The 18,980-nt window shown below is 57.1% G+C and carries 23 protein-coding genes and 4 tRNA genes; 19 read left to right on the top strand and 8 right to left on the bottom strand.

The genetic code is table 11. The features are described from left to right. Positions 1–104: 104 nt before the first annotated feature. Positions 105–878 carry a hypothetical protein gene (locus tag ACO54Z_RS05295; RefSeq protein ID WP_485996079.1) on the bottom strand — a complete coding sequence of 258 codons (774 nt, stop codon included), beginning with the start codon at positions 876–878 and terminating at the stop codon, positions 105–107. A gap of 225 nt (positions 879–1,103) precedes the next feature. Here ACO54Z_RS05295 and ACO54Z_RS05300 point away from each other — a divergent pair, with 225 nt between their 5' ends. Further along, positions 1,104–1,403 (top strand): hypothetical protein, encoded by a 300-nt coding sequence (locus tag ACO54Z_RS05300; protein ID WP_485996080.1) that lies wholly within the window; start codon positions 1,104–1,106, stop codon positions 1,401–1,403. Here the strand turns inward: ACO54Z_RS05300 and ACO54Z_RS05305 are convergent. Further along, the gene (locus ACO54Z_RS05305; RefSeq protein ID WP_485996081.1) at positions 1,351–1,632 is read right to left on the bottom strand and encodes a hypothetical protein; all 282 of its coding nucleotides are present in this window, start codon (positions 1,630–1,632) and stop codon (positions 1,351–1,353) included. The genes ACO54Z_RS05300 and ACO54Z_RS05305 overlap by 53 nt on opposite strands. A 45-nt stretch (positions 1,633–1,677) precedes the next feature. On the opposite strand from ACO54Z_RS05305, the gene ACO54Z_RS05310 reads away from it, so the two are divergent. From ACO54Z_RS05310 to ACO54Z_RS05355, 10 genes are all read left to right on the top strand, one after another. Beyond that, a complete protein-coding gene (locus ACO54Z_RS05310) occupies positions 1,678–1,866 on the top strand; it encodes a hypothetical protein (protein ID WP_298047710.1) in 189 nt (62 codons plus the stop codon). Beyond that, entirely contained in the window at positions 1,863–2,150 is a 288-nt protein-coding gene (locus tag ACO54Z_RS05315; protein ID WP_485996082.1) for a hypothetical protein, read from the top strand. Before ACO54Z_RS05310 ends, ACO54Z_RS05315 begins: the two co-directional genes overlap by 4 nt. Beyond that, a complete protein-coding gene (locus ACO54Z_RS05320; RefSeq protein ID WP_485996083.1) occupies positions 2,147–2,806 on the top strand; it encodes a hypothetical protein in 660 nt (219 codons plus the stop codon). Before ACO54Z_RS05315 ends, ACO54Z_RS05320 begins: the two co-directional genes overlap by 4 nt. Further along, a complete protein-coding gene (locus tag ACO54Z_RS05325) occupies positions 2,803–3,069 on the top strand; it encodes an acetyl-CoA carboxylase (protein WP_485996084.1) in 267 nt (88 codons plus the stop codon). The genes ACO54Z_RS05320 and ACO54Z_RS05325 overlap by 4 nt, the downstream gene beginning before the upstream one ends. After that, the gene (locus ACO54Z_RS05330) at positions 3,062–3,454 is read left to right on the top strand and encodes a hypothetical protein (protein WP_485996085.1); all 393 of its coding nucleotides are present in this window, start codon (positions 3,062–3,064) and stop codon (positions 3,452–3,454) included. Before ACO54Z_RS05325 ends, ACO54Z_RS05330 begins: the two co-directional genes overlap by 8 nt. Next, entirely contained in the window at positions 3,441–4,016 is a 576-nt protein-coding gene (locus ACO54Z_RS05335; RefSeq protein WP_485996086.1) for an ogr/Delta-like zinc finger family protein, read from the top strand. The genes ACO54Z_RS05330 and ACO54Z_RS05335 overlap by 14 nt, the downstream gene beginning before the upstream one ends. 11 nt (positions 4,017–4,027) lie before the next feature. After that, a complete protein-coding gene (locus tag ACO54Z_RS05340) occupies positions 4,028–6,736 on the top strand; it encodes a toprim domain-containing protein (RefSeq protein ID WP_485996087.1) in 2,709 nt (902 codons plus the stop codon). Between the two features lie 2 nt (positions 6,737–6,738). Then, positions 6,739–7,107, top strand: coding sequence for a hypothetical protein (locus ACO54Z_RS05345; RefSeq protein ID WP_485996088.1), 369 nt, complete (start codon positions 6,739–6,741; stop codon positions 7,105–7,107). Continuing rightward, on the top strand, positions 7,104–7,655 hold the full coding sequence (locus tag ACO54Z_RS05350) for a hypothetical protein (protein WP_485996089.1): 552 nt from the start codon (positions 7,104–7,106) through the stop codon (positions 7,653–7,655). Before ACO54Z_RS05345 ends, ACO54Z_RS05350 begins: the two co-directional genes overlap by 4 nt. A gap of 192 nt (positions 7,656–7,847) precedes the next feature. Next, complete coding sequence (locus ACO54Z_RS05355; protein ID WP_485996090.1) at positions 7,848–8,135, top strand: helix-turn-helix transcriptional regulator; 288 nt, start codon at positions 7,848–7,850, stop codon at positions 8,133–8,135. Here the strand turns inward: ACO54Z_RS05355 and ACO54Z_RS05360 are convergent. From ACO54Z_RS05360 to ACO54Z_RS05375, 4 genes are all read right to left on the bottom strand, one after another. Next, positions 8,077–8,997, bottom strand: coding sequence for a tyrosine-type recombinase/integrase (locus ACO54Z_RS05360; protein WP_485996091.1), 921 nt, complete (start codon positions 8,995–8,997; stop codon positions 8,077–8,079). The genes ACO54Z_RS05355 and ACO54Z_RS05360 overlap by 59 nt on opposite strands. Beyond that, entirely contained in the window at positions 8,958–9,263 is a 306-nt protein-coding gene (locus ACO54Z_RS05365; protein ID WP_485996092.1) for an Arm DNA-binding domain-containing protein, read from the bottom strand. Before ACO54Z_RS05365 ends, ACO54Z_RS05360 begins: the two co-directional genes overlap by 40 nt. A 164-nt stretch (positions 9,264–9,427) precedes the next feature. Then, positions 9,428–9,504, bottom strand: a tRNA-Ile gene (locus ACO54Z_RS05370). A gap of 66 nt (positions 9,505–9,570) precedes the next feature. Next, positions 9,571–10,116: a c-type cytochrome gene (locus ACO54Z_RS05375; protein WP_298079563.1), complete on the bottom strand. Its 546-nt coding sequence runs from the start codon at positions 10,114–10,116 to the stop codon at positions 9,571–9,573. A gap of 129 nt (positions 10,117–10,245) precedes the next feature. Here ACO54Z_RS05375 and ACO54Z_RS05380 point away from each other — a divergent pair, with 129 nt between their 5' ends. Then, positions 10,246–11,181: an RluA family pseudouridine synthase gene (locus tag ACO54Z_RS05380; RefSeq protein WP_485996093.1), complete on the top strand. Its 936-nt coding sequence runs from the start codon at positions 10,246–10,248 to the stop codon at positions 11,179–11,181. Beyond that, complete coding sequence (gene sppA, locus ACO54Z_RS05385; protein WP_485996094.1) at positions 11,178–12,137, top strand: signal peptide peptidase SppA; 960 nt, start codon at positions 11,178–11,180, stop codon at positions 12,135–12,137. The genes ACO54Z_RS05380 and sppA overlap by 4 nt, the downstream gene beginning before the upstream one ends. Here sppA and ACO54Z_RS05390 read toward each other — a convergent pair. Beyond that, positions 12,075–12,671 (bottom strand): Maf family protein, encoded by a 597-nt coding sequence (locus ACO54Z_RS05390; RefSeq protein ID WP_485996095.1) that lies wholly within the window; start codon positions 12,669–12,671, stop codon positions 12,075–12,077. The two genes, sppA and ACO54Z_RS05390, sit on opposite strands and share 63 nt — an antisense overlap. A 467-nt stretch (positions 12,672–13,138) precedes the next feature. Here ACO54Z_RS05390 and ACO54Z_RS05395 point away from each other — a divergent pair, with 467 nt between their 5' ends. Beyond that, complete coding sequence (locus tag ACO54Z_RS05395; RefSeq protein WP_485996096.1) at positions 13,139–14,050, top strand: lysophospholipid acyltransferase family protein; 912 nt, start codon at positions 13,139–13,141, stop codon at positions 14,048–14,050. 188 nt (positions 14,051–14,238) lie between these two features. Here ACO54Z_RS05395 and glmS read toward each other — a convergent pair whose 3' ends face one another. Then, positions 14,239–16,062 carry a glutamine--fructose-6-phosphate transaminase (isomerizing) gene (gene glmS, locus ACO54Z_RS05400; protein WP_485996097.1) on the bottom strand — a complete coding sequence of 608 codons (1,824 nt, stop codon included), beginning with the start codon at positions 16,060–16,062 and terminating at the stop codon, positions 14,239–14,241. Positions 16,063–16,231: 169 nt separating this feature from the next. Here glmS and ACO54Z_RS05405 point away from each other — a divergent pair, with 169 nt between their 5' ends. From ACO54Z_RS05405 to ACO54Z_RS05425, 5 genes are all read left to right on the top strand, one after another. Further along, positions 16,232–17,053 carry a PTS sugar transporter subunit IIA gene (locus tag ACO54Z_RS05405; protein ID WP_485996098.1) on the top strand — a complete coding sequence of 274 codons (822 nt, stop codon included), beginning with the start codon at positions 16,232–16,234 and terminating at the stop codon, positions 17,051–17,053. A gap of 8 nt (positions 17,054–17,061) precedes the next feature. Beyond that, positions 17,062–18,204: a mannitol-1-phosphate 5-dehydrogenase gene (locus ACO54Z_RS05410; RefSeq protein WP_485996099.1), complete on the top strand. Its 1,143-nt coding sequence runs from the start codon at positions 17,062–17,064 to the stop codon at positions 18,202–18,204. A 120-nt stretch (positions 18,205–18,324) separates the two neighbouring features. Further along, positions 18,325–18,400, top strand: a tRNA-Val gene (locus ACO54Z_RS05415). Between the two features lie 4 nt (positions 18,401–18,404). Beyond that, a tRNA-Asp gene (locus ACO54Z_RS05420) sits at positions 18,405–18,481 on the top strand. A 57-nt stretch (positions 18,482–18,538) separates the two neighbouring features. After that, a tRNA-Asp gene (locus ACO54Z_RS05425) sits at positions 18,539–18,615 on the top strand. The last annotated feature ends 365 nt before the right edge of the window (positions 18,616–18,980 follow it).

An 18,980-nucleotide genomic window follows, 5' to 3' on the forward strand; every position in this document is an offset into this window, starting at 1 on the left:
CGTTGCTTTTTGTTTGCCCGCCGTTTATCAGCATACATTTTAGGACACCACCCATTTATTTATCTCCATATACTTAGCGCTATTTTCCTGTTTCATACGAGAATTCAAACGCACGGTGCGCAATAGCCATATTCCGCCAAAAAGTGGCGGTACATCTCTTGCCAGCGCGCTTCCAGGCGCTCCATCTTGCTTTTGCGTCTTTTCGTCGGCTTGATGTGGTGGCGCTCTTTGGCGGTTTCGCGGTCGTTAAAGGCATGCCACAGGTCAATCCTGGCTTTCGCCTTGCGACCTTCGCCGTCGGCATCCCCCCGCCAGTTGCGCCACAGCCAAACGAAAAGATTGTAGCGGCACCACTGGTACACCGGCAGCAGTAGCCAAGAATTGCGGAGGCTGATATTCATCGCATAAGTGAAAAGGCCAATCGCTGCCATACAAAGCCCCCCCACTATCACGATATAGGTGGACACCGCCTGCGGCGATGAAGCGCCCTGCCCGGGGAACAAGACAGCTGCCAGCTGCGCCAACACAATAGCCAGCGTAAGGAACGATATACCCCCCAAAAACAGCATGCCGCTATTGGTTTTGTTGGTCTTGTCGCGGTGTGCCTTGAAATAGGCTTCGGGATCGCCGCCTAAATCACCGTCGGTAGTAAGCACACGCCATGCGATCTTGCGCAAGATAGGCTCTGCCTGATACCACACCCGCAACAACTCGCTATCTTCAGCGGTCAACGTTTCTGTATTGCGCTTGCCCGTAATCAGATACACCACATCAAAGCCTGCTTCGTAGAGACGGGTGAGGTAATCTGTGGTCGGAGCTACGTTCCCTTTTTCATACTGCTGCTGAGAACGAAGGCTTACTCCGCCAATCTCCGCCATTTGCATTTGGGTGAGAGACCTTAACTCTCTAATATCCCTTAATCTTTCATTCACTTAAGAAAAAACCTGCGCAAATATATTTACAAAAAGCAGTATGCTGCATAAACTTATCTCACGTTAAGCCTATCGCTTGAACGTCAAAGGCGGAGCGCCGGTTCGTCGCCAAACTAACCCGGCTGCTCCTTTTCCCCCTCAACCGGGTTTTCCCGATTAAAGGATGAAATCATGAATCTTTCTTCTTTTGCCGAATCCCTGCATCAAGCCCGCCTCGACCGTGCTGCCCGCCGTGCTTATCAGGCGGAGCAGGCGCGCCTTACCGAGCTTGGCCGCCAGCGTATTGCCGAATTTCGCGCCCAGGGCTATGTCGTCCACGCCAGTGCCTACACGCTAGGGCGCACCAGCCTGGCAGGGATTTGGCGTCTTGGCCTGGTAACTTTCCCCGATGGCCGCCCCGTCCGCACGCGCGGGCTTTTCAGTCCCCAGGATCTCGATACGGCGCTGCGCCAAACGAAAACGCAGGCCTGACCCTTTCCGCTTGCAACCAGTGCAAGAGATAGGGTTGGCTGAGGCGGAACAGATCCTGATAGTTGTAATCTTTGCCGGGGGTTGCCCCTGCATTGAGCAGGGCATCTTCCATGTTCTGGGCGAAGAGCAGCCACAGGTCTGACCAGTCTTCCGTGCTGAGCGCTATCTCCCGTTCGGGCGAGATGAGGCGCTTTACTGCCTGCCCCTGTTTCTTTTTGCCGGTTGTCATGCTTTATCCCCGCTTAGCATCACGCTTATCAAAAAGGAATTATATATGAATTTTGAACGCTACGCACGCCGCGAACCGCGCATGGATACGCCCGTTTTGGTGCGTCTGTCAAAAACCGACCGCGAGCGCCTGCAATTATTGGCCAAGCGCACCCAAGTGCCGATGAGTACCCTTGCCTATGAGGCGGTGCGCCATATGCTGGAAACCGAGTTTGCCGAAGGTGGTGCGCAATGACCAGCAACAATGATTTGGCACTGACCCTGCAAGCGCATTTGCTCTCCATTCCGTCGCAGGATATTGCCGAGGCGCTGGAGCTGGATGCCTCCGGGGTCTCCCGCATTCGCAGCGGCGAGCGCGGGCTGCGTGTTGGCGAGTTCGCCATTGTCATGGCGCTGCCTTCGCCGCATTTCCCCGCCGGGCTGCACATCCAGCCGGCCAATTCTTTGGCGGTTGCCCCCGACGAGTATCAGGCTTTGTTGACGCTGGCGCGCAAGTCGCTGGCAGGCGGTGTGCAATGATTGCCCGTCCTGTTTCCCTGTTGCCATTCCATGGCTTGATGCTCACTGTTCTGGAAGCGCAAGGCACACAATATATTCCGTTTCGTCCGGTAGTCGGTCTGCTGGGTCTGGATTGGAAGATGGCTCGCCGTACCGCCACCCGTGCCGACAATGCCGAGTTGTACGATTTGCAGGAACTGGAATGCCTGCCGGTTGACACTTATTTGGGCGAACCGGAAGCAGTTGAAGCACTGGTTTCGGGTGAAATTTGCCCCGCAACGGATGATTCGGCGGCTAGCCAGGAGGCAAATTTGGGATACAAGTATCCCGAAAAATCGCTATTGACAACGCAGCTTTGTATCCGTCTTGAACGCGTTTATATCTATCTGGCAAGAGTAAATACCGCGCAAATGCGCTCACATGGCAAGGAAGATGCCGCCGATTGGCTGCTGGCCATGCAAAAGGAATGGGCCAGCGCCCTCTACCAGTACGAGACCCACGGGATTGCCGTCAAGGCCGGGCAGCACAAGTCGCTCAAGGATTTGTTCGTCATGCGTCAGCACGCCAGCGGCGAGGAACGGGAACGCCTGACTTTCCTGATCGGCACCGCCCTGGACGCGATGGGCTGTCCGCGTCCGCAAAACGCGCAAGGCGCCCTATTTGGGGGTGAGGCATGAGATACCTGCCCGTAAACCGCTACCGCGACCCGCACGAGACGCGTCTCGATGCCATTCGCAACGTCTGCGAAATCCTTGCCTGCATCGCATTTATGGCGCTATTCGCCGTCATGTTTGCCAAAGCAATGACCGACGAAGACCCGTTTTACCGCACGGACAGCGAGGCGCACTATCAGCGCATCGCCGACCTTTGCCCGAATCTACATGGGCAGGAACAACGTGATTGCTACGCATGGCTGCAAAAAGGGGGGCGTCATGAGTAAAGACGAGCCTAAAAATAAAAAACTGCATTACCCGCTGGATTTCGTATTGCCGCCGTCCATCTCTGAATTTAGCAGCATGGTTAAATCATTGAGCGATTCAATATCTTCAGGGATACATGGTTTTCACCTTGCTTTCTTTGGTATGGATTTTGATTGTTTCTCTGATGTCATGCGTATTGAATTTTCATTATTTGACAGGAATAAACGCGCGGAAAATGGTGGCTACTATTCAATAGATATTCACATCACAGATAAAGGGATGTTTGTTGAATATCCACCGAAATGTTACAGAACAGAAGACGTGGAATCGATGATTGAAAAGTTCATTTCCTACGTTGACAAAGAACAACAAAAATTGAAGGCGGCGCGTAATGAGCAGAAATAAATTCCTCAAGCACTTCCCTTGCCCGGCTTGTGGTGCGCCATTGCGTATCCGTGGCAAAAATCACGCGCATGGCCTGCTGCGCGACCAATATGGCAGTTGCTCAAATTTGCACTGCGGTGCCAGTTATGTATTGCGCACCGAGGTGGCCAAACAGTTGTCGCCACCGTCCCCGTTGTTTGCCAACAAGGCCAAAGCCATCCCCGTTTGCGAGGATTTCGACGAGCAGCTCGCCGATATTGCGCGCGAGTATGTATCCCGTCCGTGGCAAGGCATTTTGTCGCGCGATGACAAAACCAACGCCTGCCGCGAATACCTGCAAGGCATCGTCGAAATTGATGACCGGCGAGCCGAATTGCTCGCTGCCCATGCCATTGCCGAGCAAGAATCGGCAGGTGTTGTTGTTTGGTCGCTCGCTCTCGATGACGCCACCTCTTACTGCATCGTCCTCAATAACGGGGATCAGCAATATGTGGTATCGCTGCGCGAGTTAGCAGAATTTGTCGAAGCACGACGCGCAGCCGTAGAAAACGGCTGCGATACCCTGCAAACCCGCCTACTGTAACGGGAGGCACCATGTCGGAAATGTCGCCCGAACTGCGAGGGCGGGTATTGCCGCGCGTCTTGAAAGACTACGGCTTTAAGCCCAGTGCCGACGGCAAGTGGCTTAATCAAGGCAAATGCCCGGCCTGCGGCAAAAAGGAACTGTTCACCTCGGCGGATAATCCGTGGGTGTTGCGTTGTGGCCGCGTCAATAAATGCGGCCAAGAATTCAGCGTTCGCGACCTCTACCCGGAAGAATTCCGCGATTTTACGAAACGTTTTGAGGCGACCCCGCAAAACCCGAATGCCACCGCTGACGCCTATATGCGCGAGGCGCGCGGCCTGAACACGATGCTGATGAAAGGCTACTACACGCAAGAGAAGTGGTGGAGTAGCCAAGCGACAGGCGGCACGGCGACGGTGCGGTTTTACTTGCCCAAAAGCCAATCCTTCATGGAGCGCTTTGTGGACCCGGTCGATGTTATTAAATCAGACGGTAGCCGCGAAGTGCGCAAGCAGAATTTTGGTGGCGCACACGCTGGCCTGTGGTGGTATCCGCCGGATATGGCCATGCGGGAAGGCGATGAAATTTGGATCGTCGAAGGCATTATCGATGCCATCAGCCTGTGGCAAAACGGCATCAAGGCGGTCGCCATCCTCTCCTGCGGCAATTACCCGGCGCACGCGCTGACGCAAACGCCCGACAGCAAAGGCATCCATTGGATATGGGCGCTGGATAACGACAAGGCAGGCAAAAGCCATATCCGCAAGCACGTCGCGCGGATGCGCAAAGACGGCTACTGCTGCGACGCGGCCATCGCCCCGGCACAAAGCAAATGCGACTGGAATGACCTGCACCGCTTGGGCAAGCTCAATGCGGAAGACCTGCCCGAATACCGCTACCACGGCGCGCTGTTGATTGCCCGCAGCGTGGAAGAAAAAGCGGCGCTGATTTATGCCCACGGTAAATCGTCCGGCTTTGTGGTTGACCACGATAACGAACTCTTTTGGTGGGAAATCGACCAAAAGGAAGCGGAAAGGTTGCAGGAAAACGGCGAGTACGTCGGCGCGGATTCGGAAGAAGCCGTTTACCGCATCATCGCGGAAAAGGCGGGCAAGGTGCGCCCTATTTGCAACGCCCGTCCGGAATTTCTCTATATCCAAAGCAACGAGACGCTGCAAGAGACGTGGTTTTTCTGCCGCGTCCATTTCCCGGACGGCCGCCCGCCGGTGGGCTTGGCGTTTTCCAACAACCAAATCACCTCGCCCGGCGAATTCAAGACGCGCCTCGCCTCGGCGCAAGCGGCATGGTGGGAAGGGGATATTAAGCATTTGAACTGGATTGGCCGCCGCTGGCTGCGCCGCCTGAAAACCGTAGTGGCGATTGACCACCTCGGCTACAGCCGCGAACACGGTTGCTACATCTACCCGAATGTCGCGGTGCAGGACGGGCGCAGCTACACCATCAACGACGAGGAGTTTTTTGAGCTGCCGAAGAAGATGATTAAGTCGTTGTTCCGGGGCGCCTCGATGACGTTGGAGACAACAAACCGCCATTACCGGCAGGACTGGGTGCAACTGGTGTGGCGGGCATTCGGCACCAACGGCATCATTGCCGCCGTGTTTTGGTTTGGCTCGCTGTTTGCCGAGCAAATCCGCCACCGCCAGTCATCGTTTCCATTTTTGGAAATTATCGGCGAGCCGGGCAGCGGCAAAACCTCGCTGATTGAATTTATCTGGAAACTCTTTGGCCGCTCGGATTATGAGGGCATCGACCCGAACAAGAACAGTCTGGTTGGCAACCAGCGCAGTTTGGTGCAGTTCGCCAACCTGCCCGTAGTCTTCATCGAGGCTGACCGCGCCGAAGGCTCGCACGCCAAGCGTTTCGACTGGGATGAGACCAAAGGCTACTACAACGGGCGCGGCACACGGGTACGCGGCCAACGCAACCAAGGCGTCGAAACCCATGAGCCACCCTTTCGCGGCACGCTGGTCATCGCGCAAAACGAGCCGGTCAATGCCAGCGACGCGGTGCTGGAGCGCATCGTGCAACTGCGCTTTACCAAAGCTGGCCACAACTCGGATTCAAAGGCCGCAACCGACGAAATGCAGGGCATCAGCGCCGAGCAATTGAGCTATTTCACGGTGTTGGCAACGATGCACGAAAAAGAGGTGGTCGATTACGTCATCGAGAAGACCGGCGCGTATCAAAAGCACCTGCTGGAAAAGGTCGAAGGCATCAATCACGCCCGTTTAGCCAAAAACCATGCGCAACTACTCGCCCTGACCAACAAATTTGCCCAACTGGTCGGCCTGACTGATGAACAACGCAAGGCTACCTGCGCCGCAATCCAAGATGCCTGCGTTGCCCGGCAAAACGCGCTTGCTGCCGATCACCCGTTGGTTGCGGAATTTTGGGATACCTTCGATTTTCTTGACGAGGGGCAGGATGAATACGGCAAACGCCGCTCCGTCCTCAACCACAGCCGCGACCCCAACCTCATCGCGGTAAACCTTAACGAGTTTGTCGAAAAGGCGGCCAATGCGCGCCAACAAATACCGCCGTTGGTGGAACTCAAAAAATATTTGAAGTCCTCGAAAAGCCGCAAATTTATCGAGGCGAGCCGCACCGTATCGTCTGCCATCGAAATCAACAAGGCAGGCAAACCGAAAACACCGCGCTGCTGGATATTCCAGCGTTCCCGCGCGGAAATCATTAACCAACAGAAAAAGGAAAACTGACAATGTCTATCTATGAAATTTCAGACTGGAATAATCTTGTAAAAATGAAAGTATCCATCGATTGGAATCACCCCGATGCAGAACGATGGGTAAAAGAAATGTCCATGTTTTGGGCGGGACATCCTTATGAAAATGAAGACATCAAGGAACACACCATATTCCTGCTCGAAAACATAGCAAATGATGCCTATTGTCTTTCGAGGGAAGATAGCATTAAATTTTCACCAGCTAGAATCAATGAGCTTGTTTTGAATAGTGAGGGTTATTGCGGCTCACAACAAACTTTTCTCAAGATTTATGATTTTGTTGATGAGACTAAACCGCGAGATATGGTTTGGGATATTAAAGAAATGGAGGAGGGGAAGTCATGACAAACGAAGAAGTCCTTTGGGAAGATTTTGAACGTACCATTAAAGATGGATATTATCGACCTTTTACTGTTTATGAAGACAATGCTGCACTTTTACCGTTGGTTGACCGTATGAACAAGTTTCTGCTATTGATGCAAAACCGACTGAACACCACGGTGGATATCTTGCGCGAGATGGATGTCTTGAAAGATGTTGTCGTTAGTCTGCGTGAACCGGGGAAAATTTCCGTCCGTTTCGACTATGGCAATCAAACCAACGGCATATTGATTTTTGCTGACCGCACCATAACCAGCACCACCGGGTGGCATGAGAAAAAGATTACAGATGGGCAGGAGATTCGTATTGACCGAGCTACGCTCACCGCCTGCGATTTCAATTTGAAACAGCTTTTTGACGTCCACCTCACCCGTATGCGTGAAGAAGCCGAAGCGCTCAAAAATTTATCGAGAAGCGCCGCAAGATTCACCACAGCCGGACAATACCCACGGAGGCTGTATGACTATCAACAACCGATCTCGCAACGTCATCCCCTCGGGTTGGGTGGGTAAGACGATGTTGCGTTGCGCACACGTCATTGGCGGAAACCGCAGAATCTATCGAATGTACTGCAACTTTCTAAAAACGATGCCGGATGGGCGTGTAAAAGTGCTTGTTTTCGGCGACCGTTTCAATGGCCATTACGAGCTTTCGCGAGTTCGTTACGTTAATGCGCATCGCGTAATCTCGGCCGAGGAGAACGCATGAGCATCCACAACCTATCCCGCAAAGAGTTCGCGCGACGGGCTGGCATGAGTGTCAGCAAGCTCAATAAAATGTACCTGCGCGGCGAAATCCCGCCCGCGCGCCGAATTGGCCGCGCAGATTTTTGGCTGGACAAGGTCGTTGATGCATGGATTATTCGCGCCTTCAATTATCCGCTGGAACCGCCCGCTTTGCCGGATGACCTGCAAGCCGAAGTAGATGCGGCCATCAACAAGCTGCTCGCCCGGCGCGCAGCTTGTCCAAATAATCCGCCCATTCCTGCATAAGTTCGGTGCGCTGTTTCAGATACAGCGCATGATTATAGGCCGCCGATACGCTGTTACTGTCCCAATGGGCAAGCTGCATATCAATGTAGCGGCTGTCATAGCCCAATTCGTTCAACAAAGTTGATGCCGTGCCGCGAAATCCGTGGCCGGTCATCTCATCGCTGCTAAACCCCATCGCTAACAGGGCGCTACGCACAGCATTTTCGCTAAGCGGGCGCCCATTTTTCATGCCGGGAAATACCAGACCTTTATCGCCGCCAATACTTTGCGCGTCGCGCAGTATCTCAATCGCCTGCCGCGACAGCGGCACGAGGTGGTCGCGTGCCATTTTGATTTTGGCGGCTGGAATCGTCCATAACTTACGCTCTAAATCTACGTCCGCCCAATCCATAAAGCGCAGCTCTTTCTGCCGTACAAACACCAGCGGCAGAAATTTGAGCGCTAACACTACCTGCCACGCGCCCCGGTAATGGTCAATGGCGCGCAAAAGTTCGCCAAAGCGTTGCGGGTTGGTGATTCTCGCATGATTTTTTACTTTTTTCGGCTTGATTATCCCCGCCAGCGGCTGCACCGGGTTGTATGTCGCGCGGCCGTTGAGTATTGCGTAGGAGTACAACTCATTGAGCAAGCCTTGCACCCGCCGAGCCATGTGATTTTTGCCGAGGCCATTGATGCTGGCGAGCAAGGCGCGGTATTCATTAGTTTCGACGCTGGCCAGCATGCGCGTGCCAAAGGCGGGGAGGACATGGTTGTTGAAGCGACTGCGGCACTTGGCCAAATGCACCTCGCCGACGTGTGCCGCTTTATCGGCCAGAAAATCGTCTATCGCTGCGGCGACAGTATAGCCATCTCCTTTTTGCACAAGGCGTGTTCGCTGGGCGCCTGCTGTGGGTCGATTCCATTTTCGAGCATCTTGCGCAGCTCAAACACTTTATCCCGCGCATCTTTGAGCGACACGGCCGGATATTTACCCAGCGACATTTCCGGCCGCGCATCGCCAAAACGATAGCGGAAGCGCCATGTTTTCGTCCCGGACGGCATGACCAACAGATACAGACCATCGCGGTCATGTACTTTGAATTTCTTTTCAGCGGGCCGGATGCCCCTGATTTTCGTGTCGGTCAGCATGTGGGGGGTAAAAATTCGGGAAAAGTGGAAGTACCCCCAATTTTGCCCCCCATTTATGACCTTTGCAATAGATGACATTAGGCGACATTAGCTCACCCGAACAAAGAAAAAGCGCTGATTTCGTTACCGAAATAGCGCTTAATGTCATCTATTGCAAAGATATGTGGTAGGCCCGGAGGGACTTGAACCCCCGACCAAGCGATTATGAGTCGCCTGCTCTGACCGACTGAGCTACAGGCCCGGAAAAGAGGCGCGCATCATACGCGAATCGTCGTTCGTTGTGAACAGCGGCATGATGCGCGGCGGTTTAGTGGGCGACTTTGGATTCGTCCAGCATATAGACGACGACGTCATGGAACTGGTCGTCGTTGATGGTTGAGCCGCCTTTGGGGGGCATTGCGTTCAGTCCCTGGATACCCTGTTTGACAAGCGCGTCAAGGCTGCCGTGTTTGTCCAGCCGCTCTTTCCAGGCAGCGGCGTCGCCCAGTTTGGGCGCGTTCATCAGCCCTGAGCCGTGGCAGGTGACGCAGAGTTTGTCGTACTCACCCTTGGCGTTGAAGGATGGATCGCGCGCGCCGCTACTCGCTGCTGCACCGCCTTCGGTACTTGCTGTCGCGCTGGTATCAGCCGCCGGGGTTTCTGCTGCGGGTGTTTCTGCGGCAGGCGGGGCGGGCGCGGCGATGGTCAGTTGCCCGACCGGGGCGAGGCGCGATGCCTGCAATTCTTTGTCAATGGTGATGTTGTCATCGCTGCCGCCCCAGAAGAAGAAGGGCAAAATAAGGAATACCGGCATGAAGAGTGCCGCTATGGTCATGATGATTTTGGTTTTTTGCGGGATGTCGGTTTGCGCCATGATGATGCTCCATTTACGGAAATTTATTAGGGATTTGCCGCGCAAATTATCACAAACGCGCCCAGGCGGCGCAAGCATTTGCCCGTCGCATCGGGTACACTGCGCCACTTTCGCAACCAGGGGTATTTGATGGATATTTCCCGCGTACATTTCCTCACCGTCGCGGCGGATGACGCCGGGCAGCGGCTCGACAATTTCCTGCGCAAACGCTATCCGGCGCTGCCGAAAAGCCGCATTTACCAGATGCTGCGCCGGGGCGAGGTGCGGGTGAACAAGAAGCGCGCCAAACCGGAGCTGCGCATCGTCGCGGGTGACGAGTTGCGCCTGCCGCCGCTGGCTGATGCCACCCGCCCACCGCAGGACGTTCCCGCCTTTTGGTGCGAACGCATCGCGGGCGCCGTCCTTTACGAAGACGGCGATTTCCTTATTCTCAACAAGCCCGCCGGTATTGCCGTGCATGGCGGCAGCGAGCAGCCCTACGGCGTGATTGACGCGGTGCGGCAAGTGTGGGGCGCGGGTTACGCCGAACTGGCGCACCGTCTCGACCGCGACACCTCCGGCGTGCTTGTTCTCGGCAAACACCGCGCCGCGCTGGCCGGATTCCAGGCGCTGATGCAATCCGGCGGCGTCGAAAAACGCTACCTTTGCCTCGTCGATGGCCACTGGAACGCGGCGGTGCGCGAAGTGCGGCTGCGCCTTGCCAAAGGCCAACTGCAAGGCGGCGAGCGCATGGTGATTGACGCGGCGCACGGTCAGGAAGCGCGTACCTTTTTCCGCCTGCTGCACACCTTCGCCGACGCCAGCCTGCTGGAAGCGACGCTAGATACCGGCCGCACCCACCAAATCCGCGTTTCCGTACAACAGCGCGGCCACGGCATCGCCGGCGACGACAAATACGGCAAGCGCGACTTCAACCGCGCCATGCGCAAACGCGGCTACAAGGGAATGTTCCTCCATGCAAAAAGCATCGCCTTCGCTTATGATGCCCGCCCCGTTCACGTAGAAGCGCCGCTGCCTGATGCCGCCGCGCACCTCATCACCCAACTGACACAGGAGTCACCATGAACTTTGACGAAGAACGCGCCCTCGCATCCGTCGCCCACGAAGCCATCGTCGAAATGCGGCGCAAACGGCGCTGGAAAATCGCCTTCCGCATCTTTTGGGCGCTCTACTTCCTCCTTTTCCTCCTCATGATGTTCGGTCTGAAAAACGGCGACCGCAGCGACGCCGCCCCCTCGCACCGTGGCAAACACATCGCCGTCGTCGCCGTGCAGGGCATGATTTCCGCCGAAAACGAAGCGAATGCCGACGACATCATCGCCAGCCTCGAAAAAGCCTTCAAAAACCCGCAGGCCGAAGCCGTCATCCTCGACATCAACTCCGGCGGCGGCTCGCCCGTCCAGTCCGGTGCCGTTTACCGTGCCGTCAAACGCCTCAAAGCCGAACGCGCCGACCTGCCGGTCTATGCCGTCATCGCTGACGTCGGCGCATCGGGCGCGTACTACATCGCCGCCGCTGCCGACGAAATCTACGCCGACCCGGCCAGCATCGTTGGCTCCATTGGCGTCATCAGCTACAACCTCGGCTACCGCGACCTGCTCGACAAACTCGGCCTCGACCCGCGCGTCTTCACCGCAGGTGCGCACAAAAACTTCCTCGCTGGCGACAAACCGCTCAACCCCGAAGAAGTCGCGCATATGCAAAGCCTGCTCGACAACATGCACGCCCAATTCATCAAGGCCGTGCGCGACGGTCGCGGCGCGCGCCTCAAAGAAACGCCGGACATGTTCAGCGGCCTCTTCTGGACGGGCGAACAGGCGCTGCCGCTCGGCCTCATCGACGCGCTCGGCGACAAAAACACCCTGCGCAACGCCAAATACAAAGACACCGACCTCGTCGAATACAAACCCGCGCGCAGCCCGCTGGAAAAACTGCTGCACGACATGGGCACCGAAGCCTCAACCAGCCTGCGCAGTGCGCTCGATTTCAGCGAACAAACCCACCCCGTGCTGCTCAAATAACCCGCGCAACGCAATCAACGGCAGGCCTACCAAAGCATTCGGGTCGCGCCCCTCCAGCGCTTCAAAGAGCAAAATGCCCAAGCCTTCCGACTTGAAACTGCCCGCACACTGCAACGGCGACTCCAGCGCCACATACGCGCGAATCTCCGCTGCGGTGAGCGGGCGAAACCGCACCACAAACGGCTCCACACACGAAAACACCACCCCGCCGCGACGCAAACACAACCCGGTCAAAAAACGCACCTCGCGCCCGCTAAAACGCGACAACTGCGCCACCGCATTATCGACCGTGTGCGGCTTGCCCAACACCTCGCCGTCCAGCGTCGCCACCTGATCCGAACCAATCACAAACGTCTCCGCGTCCGCCGCGACCGCGCGCGCTTTCGCCACCGCCAGCCGCTCCACCAGCGCCTGCGGCGACTCGCCCGGCAAGCGCGACTCGTCCACATCAGGACTGACCGCCGAAAACGGCAAAGCTAAATTGCGTAAAATAGCCGCGCGAAACGGCGACGAACTCGCCAAAACCAGCTTCATAAAAACTCCAGAAAAAAACAAACAAAAATCCCGGCAACACCGGACAAACACAAAAACGCCTGACGGCGTACAGAACGCATTATAAACAGCAGCACAGAGATAAATTTACATACACCTGAGCGCTTATCGTGTATGTATAGTGGAATAAAACAGAAACAGCCCAAGAATTCCCCCTCCCCCGCAGGGCGAAGCCCGCAGCGGGGGAGGGCCGGGGTGGGGGTAAGCGATATTGTTGGTGAATTAAAATGTCAGTCTTTCAATTGCTTACTGCCCTCGCCCCAACCCTCTCTTGCTTCGCAAGCAATGCTTGTCCCAAAGGATAGAGGGAGCATATCGGCGGCTTGCCTTGCTTAGTTCGCTACACAGGGCTTGAATCCGGGTTGTTACAAATTTTTTTCGCTATAAATTGCCCGCCGAACCGACTCTCATACCAACGCCCGATCACACCCAACCAAGAGACCACACCCTTGCCCGCACAACTCCTCTCCCCCCGCTACCTCGGCCACTGGCTGCTCTCCGCCCTGCTCTGGTTGCTCGTCCAACTGCCGCAACCGCTGCGCATGGCCGTCGGCGGTGTGCTTGGCCGCCTGCTCTACCGCATCCTGCCGTATCGCCGCAAAATCAGCGAAACCAACCTGCGTATCGCCTTCCCCGACCTTGACGACACCGCCCGCGCCCGCCTTTTGCGCGAACACGCCAAAAGCGTTGGCCGCGGCATCATCGAAACCGGCATGGCGTGGTACCTCAGCGAAAAAAAACTGCGCGCGTTGTCGCGCTTTGAAGCCGACCCCGAATCACTGGCGCTGTTGCGCGACCCCGCCGCGCCCGTCGTCCTCATCGGCTCGCACAGCACCCTGATGGAACTCGGCGTGCGCCTGCTCGGTCTCTACGTCGCTGCCGGCGGGATGTACCGCCCGCTCAACGACGCCTACTACCACTACTGGATCAAACACCACCGCGCCCGCGCCGCCACCGAACTCATCCACTACAAAGATATGCGCCACACCCTGCGCTTCCTCCAGGGCGGCAGCAACCTTTGGTACGCGCTCGACCAGGACATGGGACCGCGCGTCAGCGTCTTCGCGCCATTTTTCGGCCTGGACGCGGCAAGCGTCAACATCCTGCCCAAACTGCGCGAACGCACCGGTGCGCACTGGATCCCGGTCTATATGTGGCGCGAAGCCGACGGCCACTACACCGTGCGCGTCGCCCCGGAAATCCGCCCCGTGGCAGGCGAGAGCGACACCGACGTCATGCGCCGCGTCAATGCCGACTACGAACGGGAAATCCGCCAGCATCCCGAACAGTACTACTGGCTGCACCGCCGCTACAAAAACCGCCCGGACGGCAGCCGCTACCCCTACCCAGAAAAACGGTAACAGGACTTGCACACACAAGCCTCTCTCCCGTTGGGAGCGGGGCTTTTCTGTTTACGGGTTATAGCGATACACCTAAAGCCTTGGACAAGGCACATTGACAAAAACGATACGCCTTTGTGCGGTGCAGGTTTCGCCCGCCTCGCAGGGCGAGAATCGCTTCATGCGCTTGTTCGCGAGGCATTCGGGGGTTATTCCACCGTTACCGATTTGGCGAGGTTGCGCGGTTGATCGACGTCGGTGCCTTTGAGCAGGGCGACGTGATAGGCGAAGAGTTGTAGCGGCACGACGAAGGCGATGCTGGCGGTGAGGTCGTCCAGCGCGCCAAGGCGGATGACGGTCGCGCCGGGGAAGTTCGCGGTTTCGGCGCGGTCATCGGCGAAGATGATGAGGCGGCCGCCGCGCGCCTGTACGACTTCGAGGTTGCTGCTGATTTTTTCAGCAAGGGCGTCGTGTTTGATAAGCGCAAGGACGGGCATATTTTCATCGACCAGCGCTAGTGGCCCGTGTTTGAGTTCGCCCGCCGGGTGCGCTTCGGCGTGGATGTAGGTCAGTTCTTTCAGTTTGAGCGCGCCTTCGGCGGCGATGGCGTAGTTTTCGCCGCGCCCGAGGTAGAGGCAGCCGTGGCGGTGCTCCAGCGCTTTGGCCGCTTGGGCGATTTGGGGTTCGAGGGCGAGGATGTGTTGCAGCAGGCGCGGCAGGTGGTCGAAGGTTTGCAGCTGTTCGCGCGCGAAGGGGCGGCCTTGTTCGCTGGCGATGATGGCGTTGACGAGGTGCAAGACGGCGAGTTGGGTCACAAAGGCCTTGGTAGAGGCGACGCCGATTTCGCGCCCGGCGCGGGTGAGGATGGTATGGTTCGCGGCGCGGGTCAGCGCGCTTTCGGGGACGTTGCAGATGGCGAGGTTGTCGTGGTAGCGCCCGTCCGCTTTGGCTTTTTCGAGGGCGGCTAGGGTGTCGGCGGTCTCGCCCGACTGCGACAGGCTGATAAAGAGGGTGTCCGGCGGCACGGCGACGGGGCGGTAGAGGTATTCGCTGGCGTATTCGACGCTGGCCGGGATGCCGTTCTGCTCGAAGTGGTATTTCATGACGAGGCCGGCGTGGTAGCTGGTGCCGCAGGCGACGATGTGCAGTTGGCGGGTGCGGGCGAGCGCGGCGATGAGTTCGGGGCGGAAGGTGGCGAGTTGCAGTTCGCCGTGCGCAAGGCGGCCTTCGAGGGTGTCGGCGATGGCGTTCGGCTGCTCGAAGATTTCTTTTTGCATATAGTGTTTGTAGCCGTCTTTGCCGGTGAGATCGCCGCTTTGTGCGCTCTCATTAATGTTGCGCCTGGCTTCCGCGCCGCTCGCGTCGTAGATGGTGCAATGTTCGCGGCTGATGCGGGCGAGGTCGTTTTCTTGCAGGGTGATGAAGCGGCGGGTGACGGGCAGCAGCGCGTAGATGTCGGAGGCAGCGAAGTGTTCGCCGATGCCGAGGCCGATGACCATCGGCGAGCCGTGCCGCGCGGCGATGATTTCGTCGGGGCGGTCGGCAGCGATAACGGCGATGGCATACGCCCCGCGCAGGCGGGCGGTGGTCTCACGCACGGCGCGCAGCAGGTCGTGGCTTTCGCGGTAGTGGCGGTCAATGAGGTGGGCGATGGTTTCGGTGTCGGTGTCAGAGGTGAAGGTGTAACCCGCCGCGCGCAGTTCGTCGCGGATTTCCTGGTAGTTTTCGATGATGCCGTTGTGGACGACGGCGATGTTGGCGCCGCTCATGTGTGGGTGCGCGTTGGCTTCGCTCGGTACGCCGTGGGTCGCCCAGCGGGTGTGGGCGATGCCGCTGTGGCCGTGGATATTGGCGGCTTCGGCTTTGGCGACGAGGCTCGCCACTTTGCCGACGGCGCGGCAGCGCTCGATGTTGCCGCCGTGATTGACGGCCAGCCCGGCGGAGTCGTAGCCACGGTATTCGAGCCGTTTCAGGCCTTCCAGCAGGATGGGGACGATGTTGCGTTCGGCTATGCCAGCGACGATGCCACACATGGTTTTTTCCTCTTTGTGTCAATGTTTTATGCCGCCAGGGGCGGCGGGCGTGGCGCGGCAATATAGTGAAGCGGGTAGGGGGTGTCAATTGGCGGCAGGCTGCTGTTTATCGTGTTGCGGAAATGGCTTATGATGCGCGCGTCTTCTTAGTTATTGATGGAGTTTGCCCATGTTCTTTGATTTTTTCAGACGTCTGTTTCGTGGTGCGCCTGCCGCAGGGGCGCAGCACCATGACGGGGTGCAGACGGTGTTTGTCGCCTGCGAAACGGGCGTGGGTTCGGGCGTAACCGGTGCCAGTCTGTTGCGCAAGAAATTGCAGGACGCGCAACTAGATATTGAGGTCAGGAATTGTGCCATCAATGATTTGCCGGAAGACGCGCGGCTGGTCATCACCCATCAGGATTTGACGGAGCGCGCCAGGGCGCTGCGCCCGGGAGCGGAACATCTTTCGCTGCGCAGTTTTCTGGATCGTGCCTTTTATGATCAACTGGTTGTCCGATTGAAGGCCGGTTATCAGCCAGCCGCTACGGATAATCGTGCGCGAAATCCGGCGACGCCGCTATATGTGTTCGGTATTGAGCAGATTTTTCTTGACCGCCGCGCACTCACCAAGGAGGAAGCCATCCGCTTCGCCGGGCGCAAGCTGGTGGAAGGCGGCTTTGTTACCCCGGATTATGTGGATGCAATGCTTGTCCGCGAAAACGACAGCTCAACCTATCTCGGTGAAGGTATCGCTATTCCGCATGGCACGCTGGTCGCCAAGGACGCGGTGCTGAAAACAGGCATCGTCTTTTGCCAGTACCCGCAGGGCGTCAATTTCTCCGATAACGATGAAGAAAAGGCGCATATCGTCATCGGCATCGCCGCACGGAACAACGAACACATCGGCGTCATCGCCGCACTCACCCGCGCGCTTGACAGCGAAGCCGACATCGAAATGCTGAAAAATACCAGCGACCCGCAGGCGGTGCTGGACATCCTGAGTCGGTGAGCAACCTTATGAAAGCATTGCATTTTGGCGGAGGCCATATCGGTCGCGGTTTTATCGGCAAAAAGCTCGCCCGGGCGGGTTATGAAGTCACCTTTGCCGACATCAATCCTGCGGTGATTGACGCGCTCAACCGGCAGCGCCATTACACCGTACACGTCGTCGGTGAAGATATGGCGCATCACGAAACGGTACAAAACGTGCGCGGCATCAATTCCGGCGACGAGGCTGTCGTGCGTGCCGAAATCCGCGATGCAGCGCTCATCACCACTGCCGTCAGCCCGTCCGTGCTGGAAATCCTTGCGCCGCTGCTTGCCCGCGCATTGGTGGCGCGTTACCGCGCGGGCGGCGCACCGCTTAACCTTATCGCCTGCGAAAAAATGCCGCGCAGCAGCAGTTTTCTCAAAGAGAAAGTATTAGCCGCCGCCGGCGAAGACGCGGCATTGATAGATGCCAACACCGGCTTTGTTGATTGCGCGGTCGATCGCCTCGTGCCGCCGGGGCGGGACGACCCTGCCGATTTGCTCGCTGTTACCGTCGAAGCCTATAGCGAATGGTTGGTGGACAGTACCCAGTTCAAGGGAGCGTTACCCGGCATCGCCGACATGATTGCCACCGACCGGCTGGATGTTTTCAGCGAACGCCGCCGACTGACCCTGGATACCGGACGCAGTACCCTCGCGTACCTCGGTAAACGGGCGGGCAAAAACACCGTCGGCGCAGCAATGCAGGACGACGCCATCCGCCAGGCGGCAGAAGCGGCAATGAAAGAAAGCGGCGCAGTACTCATCCGCCGTTACAACCTCGATCCCGCATCGCACCGCGCCTACATTGACAAAATCCTCAAACGCTTCGCCAGCCCCTATCTGCACGATGCCGTTGACCACGCCGCCCGCGAACCGCTGCGCAAATTGCGGGCGCAAGAACGCTTCATCCAACCGCTCTGCGGGATGCTGGAATACGGCCTGCCGCACGATGCCACCGTGCGCGCCATCGCCGCCACCCTGCATTACCACAACGCCGATGATCCGCAGGCGGTCGAAATGCAATACTACCTGCACGCGCACGGTGTTGCTGCGACGCTTGCCCAATACAGTGACTTCACCGACGCGGCAGTCGTTGCCGAAATCGAAGCCGCGTATCAAACGCTATAAAGCGGATTTCACAAACAAAAATTATCTACCCGTGCGGTGGATAATTTTTTACGCGAAAAGAGGTGAAAAAGACTTGCCCGTCACGAAAAAATCACTATAATGCGCGCTTCTTCCACCGGCGGGTGCTTAGCTCAATTGGTAGAGCATCGCCCTTACAAGGCGAGGGTTATAGGTTCGAGTCCTATAGTACCCACCATCGCGGAGTGGTAGTTCAGTCGGTTAGAATACCTGCCTGTCACGCAGGGGGTCGCGGGTTCGAGTCCCGTCCATTCCGCCATTTTTTGTTTACTCCAAAATCCGTTCGCGGATTTTTTCATATCCAACACACCACTGCGGAGTGGTAGTTCAGTCGGTTAGAATACCTGCCTGTCACGCAGGGGGTCGCGGGTTCGAGTCCCGTCCATTCCGCCATGTTATTGCGAAATTCAAATGAGGCTGCCGAAGGGCAGTTTTTTTGTATTTTTAGCTTGGCAGGTATCGCGCAAATCCGGCTTGCGCAATAATTTTCCCTGTATGGCGCGTACGAGATTTATCGAATGGTGTGCTCGCCAAACGTCTTGTGCATATATAGCCATCCACCGAAAGCCTCATACGGTGTTGCGTCGCCTCGCCGTACAACTGCGTACTGTCTTCGGCGACGCGCCTTGTCTGAAACTTTCGGTGGATGGCTATATCCCGTGCGCTTTGTCGCCTCCTCATCATCTTAACAGTTAAAACACCGTTGCGTTTGCTGCAGATACGGTGTGTTCTTGTGCAAATGACGGTCTCTTTTCAAT

This window comes from Cardiobacterium sp., from assembly GCF_057314735.1.